Origin of the sequence: Bacillus sp. D7-8 (assembly GCF_052055895.1) — a bacterium.
In the GTDB taxonomy this organism is placed as follows: domain Bacteria; phylum Bacillota; class Bacilli; order Bacillales; family Bacillaceae; genus Bacillus; species Bacillus velezensis.
In genome coordinates, this window is record NZ_CP179922.1 from 677,241 (window position 1) to 694,724 (window position 17,484).

Annotated in this window: 12 protein-coding genes; 9 read left to right on the top strand and 3 right to left on the bottom strand. The window is 47.8% G+C overall.

Going from position 1 to position 17,484, the window contains the following annotated elements:
- Positions 1–16 precede the first annotated feature (16 nt).
- The 3 genes from ligA (at position 17) to ACKTRM_RS03555 (ending at position 4,468) form a co-directional block, all read left to right on the top strand.
- A complete protein-coding gene (gene ligA / locus ACKTRM_RS03545) occupies positions 17–2,023 on the top strand; it encodes an NAD-dependent DNA ligase LigA (RefSeq protein ID WP_041482180.1) in 2,007 nt (668 codons plus the stop codon).
- A gap of 15 nt (positions 2,024–2,038) precedes the next feature.
- Positions 2,039–3,235, top strand: a complete 1,197-nt coding sequence (locus ACKTRM_RS03550; protein WP_007408912.1) for a CamS family sex pheromone protein — start codon at positions 2,039–2,041, stop codon at positions 3,233–3,235.
- A gap of 237 nt (positions 3,236–3,472) precedes the next feature.
- Positions 3,473–4,468 (top strand): phosphotransferase enzyme family protein, encoded by a 996-nt coding sequence (locus ACKTRM_RS03555; RefSeq protein ID WP_012117007.1) that lies wholly within the window; start codon positions 3,473–3,475, stop codon positions 4,466–4,468.
- A 37-nt stretch (positions 4,469–4,505) separates the two neighbouring features.
- On the opposite strand, the gene ACKTRM_RS03560 is transcribed toward ACKTRM_RS03555, so the two are convergent.
- On the bottom strand, positions 4,506–5,198 hold the full coding sequence (locus ACKTRM_RS03560; protein ID WP_012117008.1) for an MgtC/SapB family protein: 693 nt from the start codon (positions 5,196–5,198) through the stop codon (positions 4,506–4,508).
- 120 nt (positions 5,199–5,318) lie between these two features.
- Entirely contained in the window at positions 5,319–6,797 is a 1,479-nt protein-coding gene (gene putP, locus ACKTRM_RS03565) for a sodium/proline symporter PutP (protein WP_012117009.1), read from the bottom strand.
- A 421-nt stretch (positions 6,798–7,218) separates the two neighbouring features.
- On the opposite strand from putP, the gene gatC reads away from it, so the two are divergent.
- The 3 genes from gatC to gatB are packed head-to-tail and all read left to right on the top strand — an operon-like array spanning position 7,219 to position 10,425.
- On the top strand, positions 7,219–7,509 hold the full coding sequence (gene gatC, locus ACKTRM_RS03570; RefSeq protein WP_003155732.1) for an Asp-tRNA(Asn)/Glu-tRNA(Gln) amidotransferase subunit GatC: 291 nt from the start codon (positions 7,219–7,221) through the stop codon (positions 7,507–7,509).
- A 14-nt stretch (positions 7,510–7,523) separates the two neighbouring features.
- Positions 7,524–8,981, top strand: coding sequence for an Asp-tRNA(Asn)/Glu-tRNA(Gln) amidotransferase subunit GatA (gene gatA, locus ACKTRM_RS03575; RefSeq protein ID WP_007408915.1), 1,458 nt, complete (start codon positions 7,524–7,526; stop codon positions 8,979–8,981).
- A gap of 13 nt (positions 8,982–8,994) precedes the next feature.
- Positions 8,995–10,425, top strand: coding sequence for an Asp-tRNA(Asn)/Glu-tRNA(Gln) amidotransferase subunit GatB (gene gatB, locus ACKTRM_RS03580; protein ID WP_003155730.1), 1,431 nt, complete (start codon positions 8,995–8,997; stop codon positions 10,423–10,425).
- A gap of 63 nt (positions 10,426–10,488) precedes the next feature.
- Here gatB and ACKTRM_RS03585 read toward each other — a convergent pair whose 3' ends face one another.
- A complete protein-coding gene (locus tag ACKTRM_RS03585) occupies positions 10,489–11,337 on the bottom strand; it encodes a TetR/AcrR family transcriptional regulator (RefSeq protein ID WP_012117010.1) in 849 nt (282 codons plus the stop codon).
- A gap of 128 nt (positions 11,338–11,465) precedes the next feature.
- Between ACKTRM_RS03585 and ACKTRM_RS03590 the strand changes: the two genes are divergently transcribed.
- The 3 genes from ACKTRM_RS03590 (at position 11,466) to rlmD (ending at position 17,214) form a co-directional block, all read left to right on the top strand.
- Positions 11,466–14,609, top strand: coding sequence for an efflux RND transporter permease subunit (locus ACKTRM_RS03590; protein ID WP_012117011.1), 3,144 nt, complete (start codon positions 11,466–11,468; stop codon positions 14,607–14,609).
- A gap of 151 nt (positions 14,610–14,760) precedes the next feature.
- Positions 14,761–15,672 (top strand): diacylglycerol kinase, encoded by a 912-nt coding sequence (locus tag ACKTRM_RS03595; protein ID WP_007609891.1) that lies wholly within the window; start codon positions 14,761–14,763, stop codon positions 15,670–15,672.
- Between the two features lie 147 nt (positions 15,673–15,819).
- The gene (gene rlmD, locus ACKTRM_RS03600; protein WP_012117012.1) at positions 15,820–17,214 is read left to right on the top strand and encodes a 23S rRNA (uracil(1939)-C(5))-methyltransferase RlmD; all 1,395 of its coding nucleotides are present in this window, start codon (positions 15,820–15,822) and stop codon (positions 17,212–17,214) included.
- Positions 17,215–17,484: the final 270 nt, after the last annotated feature.

Genomic DNA, 17,484 nt, shown 5'->3' on the forward strand with positions numbered 1-17,484 from the left:
GGAAAGGAAGAACATGATGGACAAAGAAACAGCGAAACACCGGGCAGAAGAATTGCGCCGCACCATCGATCAGTACAGTTATGAATATTACACCTTAGATGAACCGAGCGTGCCGGATTCCGAGTACGACAGACTGATGCAGGAGCTGATTGCCATAGAGGAAGAGCACCCGGAACTCAGAACGCCTGATTCGCCCACACAGCGGGTCGGGGGAGCGGTGCTTGAATCGTTTCAAAAGGTGCAGCATGGCACGCCGATGCTCAGTCTCGGCAACGCATTTAACGATGATGACCTCCGCGATTTTGACCGCCGCGTCCGTCAGGCTGTCGGTGACGGCGTCGCTTATAATGTGGAGCTGAAAATAGACGGTCTTGCTGTTTCTCTCCGTTATGAAGACGGCTATTTCGTCAGAGGCGCGACAAGAGGAGACGGAACGACGGGCGAAGATATCACGGAAAACTTAAAAACGATCCGCAACATTCCGCTGAAAATGAAACGGAATCTTTCCATAGAAGTGCGCGGAGAGGCGTACATGCCGAAACAGTCATTTGAAGCGCTCAATGAAGAAAGGCTGAAACATGAAGAGGAGCCGTTCGCCAATCCCCGGAATGCGGCTGCGGGCTCACTCAGACAGCTCGATCCGAAAATTGCAGCGAAACGAAATCTTGACATCTTCGTCTACAGTATAGCGGAGCTTGACGAAATGGGTGTGGAAACACAGAGTCAAGGCCTGGATTTTCTGGATGAGCTCGGTTTTAAAACAAACCAGGAACGGAAAAAATGCGCCACGATAGATGAAGTCATTGAAATGATCGAAGAGCTGCAGGCGAAGCGGGCCGATCTCCCGTATGAAATTGACGGAATCGTCATCAAAGTCGATTCGCTCGACCAGCAGGAAGAGCTCGGGTATACGGCAAAAAGCCCGCGCTGGGCGATTGCGTATAAATTCCCGGCGGAAGAGGTCGTGACAAAACTGCTCGATATCGAACTGAATGTCGGAAGAACGGGCGTCATTACGCCGACCGCCGTTCTGGAACCGGTAAAAGTCGCGGGAACGACGGTCTCAAGAGCATCCCTTCATAACGAAGATTTAATTAAAGAGAAGGATATCCGCATTCTCGATAAAGTGGTCGTCAAAAAAGCGGGCGACATCATCCCTGAGGTCGTCAATGTCTTAATCGAACAGCGGACCGGGGAAGAAAAAGAATTCAATATGCCGACCGGATGCCCTGAGTGCGAAAGCGAACTTGTCCGCATTGAAGGAGAAGTCGCGCTGCGCTGCATCAATCCGGAATGTCCGGCGCAGATCAGAGAAGGCCTGATTCACTTTGTCTCACGCAACGCGATGAATATTGACGGACTCGGAGAACGTGTCATCACACAGCTTTTCCGTGAACATCTCGTCCGTAATGTCGCTGATTTGTATAAGCTGACGAAAGAGCAGGTCATCCGGCTTGAGCGGATGGGGGAAAAATCAACTGACAATCTGATCAGCTCCATCCAAAAGTCGAAAGAGAATTCGCTGGAACGCCTGCTGTTCGGTCTCGGCATCCGTTTTATCGGCTCAAAAGCGGCCAAAACACTCGCCATGCATTTTGAAAGCCTGGAAAATCTGAAACAAGTCACGGAAGAAGAGCTGCTTGCGGTGGATGAAATCGGCGAAAAGATGGCCGATGCCGTTATCACCTATTTCCGCAAAGAAGAAATGCTTGAGCTATTGAATGAACTTGAGGAACTCGGTGTGAACACACTCTACAAAGGCCCGAAAAAAGTAAAAGCGGAGGACAGCGACTCTTATTTTGCCGGCAAAACCATCGTGTTGACCGGAAAGCTTGAAGAGCTGTCCAGAAATGAAGCCAAGGCGCAGATTGAAGCGCTCGGCGGAAAGCTGACGGGATCTGTCAGCAAAAAAACAGATTTGCTGATTGCCGGAGAAGCGGCCGGAAGCAAGCTGACAAAAGCGCAGGAATTAAATATTGAAGTATGGAATGAAGCACAGCTATTGGGAGAGCTAAAGAAATAAGAGGAGTGTTTTCTATTGAAAAAGATGTTGGCATTGGCGGCGACGGCAACGGCGGCAGTACTCATGCTGTCGGCCTGTTCGCCGAGTTTCGGGGGGAACAAAGAGGAAGAGATCACGCAGAAAACGGCAAAGTCTTCTGAAAAAGCGATCATACCGAAATATAATATCTCTGATTCCTACTATAAAATGGTGCTTCCGTTTAAGGCCGGAAAAGCGCGCGGCCTGACCGCGGACCGGCTGAACACGAGGCTGGACATCGATGAATTCGAGACGGGTCTGATGCGGCTCGCTCAAGACACGTTCCCGACGGATGACTATTTGTATCAGGAAGGCCAGTATTTAGATGAGGACACGGTACTCAGCTGGCTTGACCGCAAAAAAGAAGGCAGTGATCTGAAAAAGGCGAAAAAGGCAGATTCCAATTTTCAGAATCTCGGCTTAAATCCCGTGCTGCCAAGCTCGGGATCGGCAAAAGAGAAAAATGAAAACAGCCCGATTTACTTAGCGTCCATGCTTGAGCAGGATTACTTAGTAAGAAAAGATAAAAATTCCATCCAGCTTGGCGGTATCATGATCGGTCTCGCTCTCAACTCTGTATACTATTACCGTGAAAACACAGGTGATCCGCAGCAGGAAGTGGAGCTCAGTGACAAAACGATCCGCAGCCACGGTGAAGAAATCGCCCAGGAAGTCGTTAACCGCCTTCGGAAAATGGATAACCTGAAAAATGTGCCGATTACCGTCGCCCTTTATAAACAAGCGCCGAAAACATCAATCGTACCGGGGAATTACATTGCAAAAACAGAAGTCAAAGCCGGCTCATCCACCATTTCAAACTGGGATGATGTCAAAGAAAAGTACGTCTTCTATCCGGCGGATACAGACACGGCAAAGAAATACCCTGATGATTCCGAAGTATTTAAACGCTTCAAAAACGCCATCGACAGCTACTTCCCGAATTACACCGGAGTCGTCGGAACGGCAATGTACGAAAACGATGAAATGAGAAAAATGAAGATTGAAATCCCGATGCAATTTTACGGGAAAAGCGAAGTCATCGCCTTTACCCAATACTTAACAGGTGAGCTGATGGATTATTATTCAAAAGGCTCAGTTGATGTCGAAATTAACATTACCTCGTCTGACGGCCAGGAAGCGCTGATCGTCCGCAATGCGGGTGACAAAGAACCGACCGTCCATATTTACGATTAACCAAGATGCCCTTGTTCATTTCTGTATGAGCAAGGGTTTTTTTATTGTGAATATCGTTGGAGCGAGGAATGAGGTATGTTAAGATATTTGTATAATCAGGAATTAACAGGAAAACACATTTCGTTTCTAAGCGGATGTTACTAATCTGCTGTGAAAAAAGAAGGGCAGGAATGTTGATGAATGACATTTGCTGAGTACACACACCGCCTACAAACGTTATGAAAAGGGTGAATCAGCATGCATAAAGATATTAAAGCGATTTTTGAGGAAGATAAGGTGCTCGCTGAAGCAGGTGAAATATACGGCTTTACCAAGTTTCAATTTATTGCGGACGCCGAGAACTACGTATATGAAATTGTGAAAGATAACGAACCTTATATCTTAAAAATTACGCATACGATCAGAAGAACACCGGAATATATTCTCGGAGAAATGGAATGGCTTCATCATCTGGCAAAGGGAGGGCTTTCAGCAGCAAAGCCGATTCCTTCATTAAATGGCAAAGATGTCGAAGAAGTGCCGGATGGAAAAGGCGGAGCGTTTTTAGTAAGAGTCTATGAAAAAGCGCCCGGACGCAAAGTGGAGGAATCAGACTGGAACGGAACTCTGTTTTACCAGCTTGGAAAGTACACGGGGAACATGCACCGGCTGACGAAAAGCTACTGTCTGAGCGATCCGACATATAAAAGGCAGGAATGGGATGAAGAGGAGCAGCTGAAGCTGAGAAAATACGTGCCCGCAGATCAGCATCTCGTATTTGAGCGGTCGGATGCTCTAATGGAAAAACTGCGCCGTTTGCCGAAGAACCCTGAAAACTACGGCCTTGTGCACGCCGATCTGCACCACGGCAATTTCAATTGGGACAACGGAAAAATCACTGCATTTGATTTTGATGATATCGGCTACAATTGGTTTGTGAATGATATCAGTATTCTGCTGTACAACATGTTGTGGTATCCGGTCATCCCGTATGAAGACAAGGCCGCGTTTACGGGTGAATTCATGACTCACTTTATGAAAGGCTACAGGGAAGAAAATGACCTTGACCCCGCCTGGCTTGAACACATCCCGGATTTTCTCCGGCTGCGCCATATGCTGATCTACGGATTATTGCATCAGGCGTTTGACCTCAATTCACTCGGGGACGAGGAACGTGAGATGCTGAAAGCCTTCAGGCGCGATATCGAAAACGAAACCCCGATTACGGAGTATAACTTTTCTGCATTCGTATAAATAGAAAAACGCCGGCTGAATCCAGCCCGGCGTTTTTTTATAACGTATCACACTTCACTCCGACGACACCTTGAATTTCTTTAATATCATAATAGACGTCAGTGGTGTAGCGGTTTTTGTGAACACTGACTTTCACTTCCATAATCGGAAATTCTTTTTCGCGCAGATCATCAATCCGGACGGAGTGAATGCGGAGCCGTTTGCTTTTCATTTCTTTTAGAATCTCGGTCATTTTGTCTTTATCGGAAAGAGACATTCTCACGCGGATATCCTTTTCCTTCAAGCGGTTGGGACCGATTTTTCTGATCAGCCACGGAAGAAATTCGACACTGATCAGGATAAACAAGAGACTTGCGAACGCCTCTTTATAAAAGCCGGCGCCTGTAGCCAGACCGAGCCCGGCTGCGCCCCAGATGATGGCCGATGTCGTCAGGCCGGATATGACGTCATTGCTTTTACGCAGGATCACGCCCGCGCCGATAAAACCGACGCCGGAAATGATTTGGGCGGGAAGGCGGAGCGGATCCATCATGATTCGGTAATATTTCGGGAAATGATATGCCGCATTAATGCTGACGATCGTCAGCATACAGGAGCTGACGGCGATGACGATACAGGTTTTCAGTCCGAGCGGTTTGTTTTTCAGCTCGCGTTCAAGACCGATGATCATGCCGATCAGCGTGGCAATGCCCAGCTTTAATAAAATCTCTGGTTCGATAGGCCAGCTCAATTTGCACAGCACCTCCGCAATTTTTCTTATAATAAATTGATATGATTTTCTCACAGTATTTATAGCAGGACAAGTGCGGAAGAAAAAAGCCGTCAGGGATAAAATCTGACGGCTTTTTGTCTATTTCTTGTTTTTCAAAAGAGCTTCCATCCGGCTGAACAGCTGATAAGAAGCATCGGCCGGTTTTTTGGTCAGCAGGCTGACGGCAATACCGGCAATCAGACTGAGGAAGAACCCCGGAATGATTTCGTATACGCCGGTTGAAGCGGCAAGCCCTGTCGTGATCCAGATTAAAACGGCCGCGGCCCCGGTAATCATCGCCGCAAGCGCTCCCCATTCATTCATCCGTTTCCAGTACAGACTGAGCAAGAGCGCCGGGCCGATAGCCGAACCGAAACCTGCCCACGCATATCCGACCAGATCAAGAATGGTGCTGTTCGGATTCATGGAAAGCAGGATGGCGATAACGGCCACGATCAATACCGACAGGCGTCCGGTCATGACTAATTCTTTATCGCTCGCTTCCCGTCTGAAAAAAGCGCGGTATAAATCTTCCGTAATGGCGCTTGCCGTTACGAGAAGCTGTGAGGAAATGGAACTCATGATCGCCGCTAAAATCGCGGACAGCAAGAAGCCCGTAATCAGCGGGTGGAACAAGATTTTAGAAAAAATAATGAAAATCGTTTCCGGGTCTTTTACGGAGACTCCGAAGTGATGAGAATACGCAACCCCGATAATCCCGGTAAGCAATGAACCGACAACTGAAATGGCCATCCAGCTCATCCCGATTCTGCGGGCGGGTTTTAAATCTTTCACTTCTTTAATCGCCATAAATCGTACGATGATATGAGGCTGGCCGTAATAGCCGAGTCCCCATGCCAAATAAGAAATAATGCTAATGACGCTCGCGCCTTTAAAGATATCCAATAGTTTCGGGTTAACGGCGTTGATCGAATCAATCGTCGTTGAAACGCTCCCGAGCTGGGTAAAAGCAACGATCGGCACAAGCACTAATGCCGCAAACATGATCGCTCCCTGTACAAAGTCAGTCAGACTGACAGCGAGGAAACCGCCAAACAGCGTGTAAAGCACAACAACACCGGCCGTTAAAAACAAACCGAATTTGTAGTCGGCGCCGAATGCCGATTCAAATAACCTGCCTCCGGATACCATCCCGGACGATGTGTACAGTGTGAAAAAGATCATAATAATCACGGCGGAAACAATTTTCAGCAATGATGACGAGTGGCGGAACCGTTTATCGAAAAAATCGGGAATCGTAATCGCATCATCCGCAACTTCCGTGTAAGCGCGCAGCCTCGGAGCAAGCAGCAGATAATTTGAATACGCGCCGATCGTCAAACCGAGCGCCAGCCATAAGGTCGATAACCCCGTTGCGAACATTGCGCCGGGAACTCCCATCAGCATCCATGCGCTCATATCGGCCGCACCTGCGGACAGCGCCGTTACGAACGGGCCGAGTCCTCTTCCGCCCAGCATGTAATCATTAATATTCGTTGTCTTCCTGAATGCGTACCAGCCGATTAACAGCATGGCAGCAAAGTAAATGCCAAGAGATATAATTAGTTCAATACTCACGTTTTTGGACCCTCTCTTCTTTCATGTAAATGTTGCATCACCTCTGTAGATTAGTAGTGCCGGAATATGCGCCGGCGATCCAGCCTTTAGTCGTCATTCCATGCGGATCGCATGATTTAGTGCTGGCTATGGTTACTAAACCTAACAAAGTATCCCCGATCAATCAACTCTCGAAACCTGGCCCGCTCAAGGAAAAAATCCCCGCCAACATAGAACAGCTTAGAGATGAAAACGCTACCAATAAATTATAAAAGTAAAAATTTTCTGACATATAATTCGTTTCTCTTTCTCCCCGATTTAGGATAAAATAGAGAGGGTTTCATCATGCCTCAGAAGGCGGCGTTTTGTTGCTTTAGAGGGCTCGTTTTTGATATGATCAGTATTATATGACGAAACGGAGAATTATGCGGAGGTGGATCTTATGTCACGAATTTCTATAGAAGAAGTAAAGCATGTCGCTCATTTGGCGAGACTCGCCATTACGGATGAAGAAGCTGAAATGTTCACAGAACAGCTTGACAGCATCATCTCGTTTGCCGAGGAGCTTAATGAAGTGGACACGGATAACGTGGAACCGACAACACACGTGCTGAAAATGAAAAACGTAATGAGAGAAGATGAAGCGGGTAAAGGCCTTCCGGTCGAGGATGTCATGAAAAATGCTCCCGATCATAAAGACGGCTATGTCCGTGTGCCATCTATTCTGGATTAAAGGAGGGAGACAGTATGTCATTATTTGATCACAAAATCACAGAACTGAAACAAATGATACATAAAAAAGAAATCAAGATTTCCGATCTTGTTGATGAATCTTACAAACGGATCGCATCCGTGGATGATAAGGTGCAGGCGTTTTTACAGCTTGATGAAGAAAGAGCCCGCGCTTACGCGAAAGAACTTGACGAAGCGGTTGACGGACGGTCTGAACACGGTCTTCTCTTCGGAATGCCGATCGGCGTCAAAGACAACATCGTGACCAAAGGGCTTCGCACAACATGCTCAAGCAAAATCCTCGAAAACTTCGATCCGATTTACGATGCGACGGTCGTGGAGCGCCTTCAAGCTGCTGAAGCCGTCACGATCGGAAAGCTGAATATGGACGAGTTCGCGATGGGTTCTTCTACTGAAAACTCCGCGTACAAAGCGACGAAAAACCCTTGGAATCTCGATACGGTTCCCGGCGGATCAAGCGGCGGTTCCGCAGCTGCGGTTGCCGCGGGCGAAGTGCCGTTTTCACTCGGATCTGATACGGGCGGCTCCATCCGCCAGCCGGCTTCTTTCTGCGGCGTCGTCGGATTAAAGCCTACATACGGACGCGTGTCGCGTTACGGTTTGGTCGCTTTTGCGTCTTCACTGGACCAGATCGGGCCGATCACAAGAACCGTAGAAGATAACGCATTCCTGCTTCAGGCGATTTCAGGCCCGGACAAAATGGACTCTACGAGCGCCAATGTCGAAGTGCCGGACTTTCTTTCTTCATTAACTGGCGATATTAAAGGCTTAAAAATCGCCGTACCGAAAGAATATCTCGGAGAAGGCGTCGGCAAAGAAGCGAAAGAATCGGTTTTAGCCGCTTTAAAAGTGCTTGAAGACCTCGGAGCGACATGGGAAGAAGTATCTCTGCCGCACAGCAAATACGCGCTTGCGACGTATTATCTGCTGTCTTCTTCCGAAGCGTCTGCAAACCTTGCGCGCTTTGACGGCATCCGCTACGGCTACCGCTCAGATAATGCGGACAACCTGATCGACCTTTATAAACAGACACGCTCAGAAGGCTTCGGCAATGAAGTGAAGCGCCGCATCATGCTCGGCACCTTCGCGCTCAGCTCCGGCTACTATGACGCGTATTACAAAAAAGCGCAAAAAGTGCGCACGCTTATTAAGAAAGATTTTGAAGACGTATTTGAGAAATACGATGTCATCGTCGGACCGACAACGCCGACACCGGCATTCAAAATCGGCGAAAAAACCAGCGATCCGCTCACAATGTACGCCAACGATATTTTAACGATCCCTGTCAACCTCGCGGGTGTGCCGGGAATCAGCGTGCCGTGCGGATTTGCGGACGGACTGCCGCTCGGACTGCAAATCATCGGAAAACACTTCGATGAAGGCACTGTATACCGCGTCGCTCATGCTTTTGAGCAGGCAACAGATCATCATAAAGCGAAACCTGAACTGTAAGGGGTGAAATGAAGTGAACTTTGAAACGGTAATCGGACTTGAAGTCCATGTGGAATTAAAAACAAAATCTAAAATTTTCTCAAGCTCACCGACGCCATTCGGCGCGGAAGCGAATACCCAAACGAGCGTCATCGACCTCGGCTATCCCGGCGTGCTGCCCGTTTTGAACAAAGAAGCGGTCGAATTCGCGATGAAAGCCGCAATGGCTTTGAACTGCGAAATCGCAACGGATACGAAGTTTGACCGGAAAAACTATTTCTATCCGGACAACCCGAAGGCATATCAAATTTCTCAATTTGACAAGCCGATCGGCGAAAACGGCTGGATCGAAATCGAAGTCGGTGGAAAAACGAAAAAAATCGGCATTACCCGTCTTCACCTTGAAGAAGATGCGGGAAAACTGACGCATACGGGCGACGGCTATTCCCTCGTTGACTTCAACCGCCAGGGCACGCCGCTTGTCGAGATTGTATCTGAGCCGGATATCCGCACACCGGAGGAAGCTTACGCATATCTCGAAAAGCTGAAATCAATTATTCAATACACAGGTGTTTCCGACTGTAAAATGGAAGAAGGTTCACTGCGCTGTGACGCCAACATTTCCCTCCGTCCGATCGGCCAGGAGAAATTCGGCACAAAAACGGAGCTGAAAAACCTGAACTCCTTCGCGTTCGTGCAAAAAGGACTTGAGCATGAAGAGAAACGCCAGGAGCAGGTGCTTCTGTCAGGCGGAGTCATTCAGCAGGAGACGCGCCGTTACGATGAAGCGACGAAAAAAACCATTTTGATGCGTGTCAAAGAAGGTTCGGACGACTATCGCTATTTCCCTGAGCCTGACCTTGTCGAGCTCTACATTGATGACGAATGGAAAGAACGCGTAAGAGCAACCATTCCTGAGCTTCCGGACGAGCGCCGCAAGCGTTATATCGAAGAGCTCGGCCTGCCTGCTTATGACGCAATGGTTCTGACGCTGACGAAAGAAATGGCTGATTTCTTCGAAGAAACGGTCAATAAAGGCGCAGAAGCCAAGCAGGCATCAAACTGGCTGATGGGTGAAGTCTCAGCTTACCTGAACGCCGAACAAAAAGAGCTTGAGGATGTCGCACTGACTCCTGAAGGCCTTGCCGGCATGATTAAGCTGATTGAAAAAGGAACCATCTCGTCCAAAATCGCGAAGAAAGTCTTTAAAGAATTAATTGAAAAAGGCGGCGACGCAGAAAAAATCGTCAAAGAAAAAGGCCTCGTGCAGATTTCTGACGAAAGCGTGCTTCTGAAGCTGGTAACAGATGCGCTTGACAGCAACCCGCAGTCAATTGAAGACTTCAAAAACGGAAAAGACCGCGCGATCGGCTTCCTTGTCGGGCAGATTATGAAAGCCTCAAAAGGACAGGCCAACCCGCCGATGGTCAACAAGATCTTACTTGAAGAAATCAAAAAACGATAAAAAAAAGCAGCCGCCTCTAAGGGCGCTGCTGACACGGAGACCGGTAAGCGCCGGTCTCTTTTTTTATAAGATGAAATAGGTTTCAATGGAAGCCCGCAGCGTTTCAATCTGCTCATTTCCGCTGCCTGCCAAGTTGGACAGCATTCCTTTAATAATCGGTTTTCGCGGCTCTTCCTTTGCACATTCCTCTTCAATGACTTCAAGCGATACGAGGACGTCCTCAGGCAGCCCCTGCTGTGCTTTTATCTTTTGAATATCCGCAAGCAGTCTTTCTCTGTCCGCCGCGGGCTGAGTGAAGATATCCTCAGGCAGCAGCGGATCGGGATTGTCTCTTATCAGTCCCGTAATCAGATCATCGATTCTGGCAATCAGAAAGGCCGCCACGTTTTCCGTCCGGAATGCCGTATGTTCATTAAAAATCAAGAAATGAATATAGGAGCTCACAATTCCTTGCGCCATAACGGACGCATCCGCTAAAAACGGTGTGACGGCATCTCCGTAAACGGAGAGCAACGCATCCCGATACAGCATGTTAAATTGAATATTGGCCTCATGAAAATACTGTTTGACCTTTTGATTTTCAGGAATGACCTTTTCGCTCAGCAAGAGAATGATAAAGTCCTTGTGTTCCATAAATTCCTGGAATTGATATGCGATTTGTTTTCGGAATACGTCCTTAGGCGGTTTATGCTGATGTTCTGTTTTGATTTTCTTTATTTCTTCCATAGACATGCCGATGTAATACTCACATGCTGAGAGCAAAAGGTCTTCTTTTGATTTGAAATGGAGATAGAAGGCCCCTTTTGAAATTCCGCATTCACCGGCGATTTCCTGAATGGTTGTTGAAGAAAACCCTTTTTTGGCAAATAAATGGATGCCTGTTTTTATGATTTTCTCTTTTTTTTCGTTCATGACGTGCTTCCCCTTAATCCTGAAAAATTTAGAAAAATTTACTGCCTTATTAGTTGACGATGTTGAGTTATACCGTTTAGTATTATATAGAATGACCAGTCAGTCAATAAAAATTAACGGAGGACATGATGAACCACATTATTAACTTTGTACTGAAGAACAAATTCGCAGTTTGGCTGATGACGATTATCGTTACTGTAGCAGGGCTGTATGCCGGTATGAATATGAAGCAGGAATCCATACCGGACGTCAACATGCCTTACCTTTCAGTAAATACGACTTATCCCGGAGCTGCTCCGAGTCAAGTTGCGGATGACGTGACAAAACCGATCGAGCAGGCGGTCCAGAATTTAGAAGGAGTGAGCGTCGTAACGTCCACATCCTCTGAAAACGTCTCATCGGTTATGATTGAATATGATTACAACAAGGATATGGACAAGGCGAAAACCGAAGTCGCTGAAGCGCTGGACAGTGTCAGCCTTCCTGACGACGCGAAAAAACCTGACATTTCCCGTTACAGCCTCAACTCTTTCCCGATTTTGACGCTCAGTGTGACAAGCGGCAAAAGCTCGCTTGAAGACCTGACCAAAAATGTGGAAAACACTCTCGTTCCTAAGCTTGAAGGCATTCAGGGCGTTGCGTCTGTGCAAGTTTCCGGACAGCAGGAAGAGCAGGTGGAATTCTCTTTCAAAGACAAAAAAATGAAAGAGTACGGACTCGATGAAGATACCGTCAAGAAAGTGATCCAAGGCTCTGACGTCAATACGCCGCTTGGATTGTACACATTCGGCAACAAAGAAAAATCAGTTGTCGTTAACGGAGATATTACGGCAATTAAAGATCTGAAAGATATGAGAATTCCGGTCACATCTTCTTCTGCCGCTCAAGGTCAAGCGGGCGGAGCCGGTGCGGCGTCTGCGGCGGACGCTCAGGCTATGCAGCAGGCACAGCAAAGCGCGTCAGCAGGGGTGCCGACAGTCAAGCTTTCTGACATTGCCGACATTAAAGATGTGAAAAAAGCTGAATCCATTTCCCGCACGAACGGAAAGGACAGCATCGGAATTAATATCGTAAAAGCCAATGACGCCAACACGGTAGAAGTGGCCGATGCGATTAAAGATGAACTGAATCAATACAAAAAAGACCATAAAGGGTTCAAGTACAGCTCGACTCTTGATATGGCAGAGCCGATTACAGAGTCGGTGGATACGATGTTAAGCAAAGCGATTTTCGGCGCGATTTTTGCGGTCGTGATCATTCTCTTATTCTTAAGAGATATTAAATCAACGATGATTTCTATCGTTTCCATCCCGCTGTCACTGCTGATTGCGCTTCTTGTGCTGAATCAGCTTGATGTCACATTGAACATAATGACGCTCGGTGCGATGACGGTCGCCATCGGACGGGTAGTCGACGACTCGATTGTCGTGATCGAAAACATTTACCGCCGCATGAGGCTGAAAGATGAACCTTTACGCGGGAAGCAATTGGTGCGTGAAGCGACGAAAGAAATGTTTAAACCGATCATGTCATCAACGATCGTAACCATTGCCGTATTCCTGCCGCTTGCCATGGTCGGCGGACAGATCGGCGAACTGTTTATGCCGTTTGCATTAACAATCGTCTTCGCGCTTGCCGCATCGCTGTTGATTTCGATCACACTGGTGCCGATGCTTGCGCACAGCTTATTCAAAAAATCGCTCACAGGCGCGCCTGTTAAAGCGAAAGAGCATAAGCCGGGCAGATTGGCCAATTTCTATAAAAAAGTGCTGCATTGGTCATTAAGACATAAATGGATTACATCTATCATCGCGGTTCTGATGCTTGTCGGCAGTTTGTTCCTCGTACCTCTGATCGGCGCGAGCTACCTGCCTGCGCAAGCGGACAAAACGATGCAGCTCACATACACGCCTGAACCGGGCGAAACGAAAAGCGAAGCTGAAAAAGCTGCGCAAAAAGCGGAAGACATGCTGCTTAAACGCAAACATGTCGATACCGTTCAGTATTCATTAGGCTCGCAAAGTCCGCTCGGCGGAAGCTCAAACGGCGCATTGTTCTACGTGAAATACGAGGATGACACGCCTGATTTTGACAAAGAAAAAGACAATGTCTTAAAAGAAATCAAAAAAACATCCAGCCGCGGCGAATGGAAATCACAAAATTTCAGTTCGTCAGGCAACAACAACGAATTAACGTACTATGTGTACGGAGATTCAGAGTCTGATATTAAAGGCACGGTCAAAGACATCGAAGGCATCATGAAAAAGCAGAAGGATCTGAAAGACATCAACTCAGGCCTTTCCAGCACATATGATGAGTACACGTTTGTCGCTGACCAGGAGAAACTCAGCAAGCAGGGCCTGACGGCTTCGCAAATCTCCCAAGCCCTGATGTCCCAAACGTCACAGTCTCCTTTGACAACGGTGAAAAAGGACGGCAAAGAGCTTGACGTCAACATCAAAACAGAAAAAGACCAGTATAAGAGTGTAAAAGAATTAGAGGATAAAACCATCACATCGCCTGCAGGCCAAGAAGTAAAAATCGGCGATGTGGCGAAAGTGAAAAACGGCACGACATCCGATACCATTTCCAAACGCGACGGCAAAGTGTACGCTGACGTAACGGCAACCGTCACTTCTGACAACGTCACGAAGGTGTCATCAGCCGTTCAAAAGAAAGTGGACAAACTGGATCACCCGGACAATGTATCGATTGATACCGGCGGTGTATCAGCGGATATTGCTGATTCCTTTACGAAACTCGGCTTAGCAATGCTTGCCGCAATCGCCATCGTATACCTCGTTCTTGTGATCACGTTCGGCGGAGCATTAGCGCCGTTTGCGATTCTGTTCTCGCTTCCGTTTACAGTCATCGGCGCATTAGCCGGACTGTATGTATCCGGAGAGACGATCAGTCTAAATGCCATGATCGGTATGCTGATGCTGATCGGAATCGTCGTCACAAATGCGATTGTCTTAATTGACCGCGTCATCCATAAAGAAGCGGAAGGCTTATCGACGAGAGAAGCGCTCCTGGAAGCCGGCTCTACGAGATTGCGTCCGATTCTGATGACGGCGATCGCGACAATCGGCGCCCTGCTTCCATTGGCATTGGGCTTCGAAGGCGGAAGCCAGGTCATTTCTAAAGGACTCGGTGTCACCGTTATCGGCGGTTTAATCAGTTCGACTCTGCTTACCCTTCTGATTGTGCCGATCGTATATGAAGTATTAGCGAAATTCCGTAAGAAAAAACCTGGAACGGAAGAAGAGTAAGACAGCGGGCCTTGGCTCCTTAAACGGAGCCGGGCCTTTTTTCTTCTGGCAATTCCTGTACATATTGTTGCGATTTTCTCAAGTCATAGTATAATTAAAGGTTGTTAGTGTTAATAATGGATCGGATACTCTTAAGTAGGATGATGAGATAATGAAACGTGCACGCATAATATACAATCCGACTTCAGGACGGGAGCTTTTTAAGAAAAATCTTGCCCAGGTCCTGCAAAAATTTGAACAAGCCGGTTATGAAACCTCCACCCATGCCACCACATGCGCGGGGGATGCCACCCACGCCGCAACAGAAGCCGCTTTGCGGGAGTTTGACCTGATTATCGCAGCCGGCGGAGACGGAACGATTAATGAAGTCGTCAACGGCCTCGCGCCGTTAGACAAACGCCCGACACTCGGCATCATTCCGGTCGGCACGACAAATGACTTCGCCAGAGCGCTGGGCATTCCGAGAGAGAATATACTGAATGCCGCTGATACCGTCATTAACGGCGTAGCCCGCCCGATCGACATCGGACAGGTGAACGGTCAGTATTTTATCAACATCGCCGGCGGAGGCCGTCTGACGGAGCTGACGTATGATGTGCCAAGCAAACTGAAAACGATGCTCGGCCAGCTTGCTTATTATTTAAAGGGAATGGAAATGCTGCCTTCACTTCGACCGACAGAAGTCGAGATTGAATATGACGGCAAGCTGTTTCAAGGCGAAATTATGCTGTTTTTAGTGACGCTGACCAACTCGGTCGGCGGATTCGAGAAGCTGGCCCCTGATTCCAGCCTGAATGACGGCATGTTTGATTTGATTATTTTGAAAAAAGCCAATCTCGCGGAGTTTATCAGAGTCGCGAGCATGGCGCTCAGAGGCGATCATATTAACGATCAGCACATTATTTACACAAAAGCGAACCGTGTGAAAGTCAATGTATCAGAAAAGATGCAGCTGAACCTGGACGGCGAATACGGCGGCATGCTGCCGGGCGAATTCGTGAACCTGTACCGGCATATTCACGTCATCATGCCGAAGGAGAAAGCGGAACAGCTGGATGATTAATACGCGGACAAAATCCTAAAACAGTATTCGTTTTAGGATTTTGTCATCTTTTCAGCGTGATCGGAAACCTTTGAAGGCTGACATTGAATTTGAAGGTTTGCCAGCACGCTGAAACAAGGCTATTGGTAAAACTAGAGGTGATTATAGATGAAAATGAAACCCCCGATAGAAAAAAATGAATACTATGATGTGACATTTGAGGATTTGACGCACGACGGAGCGGGCGTCGCAAAGGTTCAGGGCTTCCCGATCTTCGTGCCGAACGCCCTGCCTGAGGAAAAAGCGCAAATCAAAGTGACACGCGTCAAAAAAGGCTTCGCTTTCGGCCGCTTGATTGAACTGAAAGAAGAAAGCCCGCACAGAACGGATGCCCCGTGTCCGATCTACAAGCAATGCGGAGGCTGCCAGCTTCAGCACATGACCTATGAAGGCCAGCTCTTGTTTAAACAGAAACAAGTCAAAGACGTCTTAGAACGGATCGGCAAGCTGAACCTTTCAAAAGTCATCGTGCATCCGACGCTCGGCATGGAAGACCCGTGGAACTACAGAAACAAAGCGCAGGTGCCGGTAGGAGAACGGGAAGGCGGACTCGTCGCCGGATTCTATCAGCAAAGAAGCCATGACATCATCGATATGAGCGCCTGCCTGATCCAGCAATCCAAAAACGACGAAGCCGTTCAAGCTGTCAAAGACATTTGCACCTCATACGGCGTCAAAGCCTACAACGAAGAACGCCACAAAGGCTGGCTCCGCCACATCATGGTCAGATACGGCGTCGTCACAGGCGAAATGATGATCGTCTTCATCACAAGAACAAGCGATTTCCCGCACAAAGCGAAGATCATCGAAGACATCACAGCGCAATTCCCGCACGTCAAATCCATCGTGCAAAACATCAATCCAAACAAAACAAACGTCATCTTTGGGAACGAAACAAACGTCATCTGGGGCGAAGAATACATCTATGACCTCATCGGAGACGTCAAATTCGCCATCTCCGCCAGATCGTTCTATCAGGTCAACCCGGAACAGACAAAAGTGCTCTACGACAAAGCGCTTGAGTACGCGGAGCTGCAAGGGGAAGAAACCGTCATCGACGCCTACTGCGGCATCGGAACGATTTCTCTATTTCTGGCGAAGCAGGCGAAGAAAGTATACGGCGTCGAAATCGTGCCGGAAGCCATCGAGGATGCAAAACGCAACGCTGAGCTGAACGGCATCACAAACGCAGAATTCGCAGTCGGAGAAGCGGAAACCGTCATTCCGAAATGGTATAAAGAAGGTATCACGGCCGACACCCTCGTCGTCGACCCGCCAAGAAAAGGCTGTGACGAAGCGCTACTGCGGACAATCATCGACATGAAACCGAAGCGAGTGGTGTACGTGTCCTGCAATCCAGGAACGCTTGCAAGAGATTTGCGGATGCTTGAGGATGGCGGGTATCAGACGCTCGAAGTGCAGCCTGTGGATATGTTCCCGCATACGAATCATGTGGAGGTAGTATCGCAGATGATTTTAAAAAATGAAGCAGGCTCCCGATAAGGGAAAAACCTGCTTTTATTCAAATGTTGGGGCGGCAAATCGGTAATTAATCACCGGTGTACCGTCTTCTTTTATATCAAAGGCGGTACAGTAAAAGTTTTGACTACAAGTGATATTGAGGATATCGAGTTTCCTGATGTTAATCTTCAAGAGCAAATGGAGATTGTTCAGGGTGTTAGAAATGCTGAACAGAAATATAACGGTTTAATCTAACAAGCAAAAGAAATATTAAAGCAAGGCAAGTTGAGTGCTTAAACAAAATTGGAATCG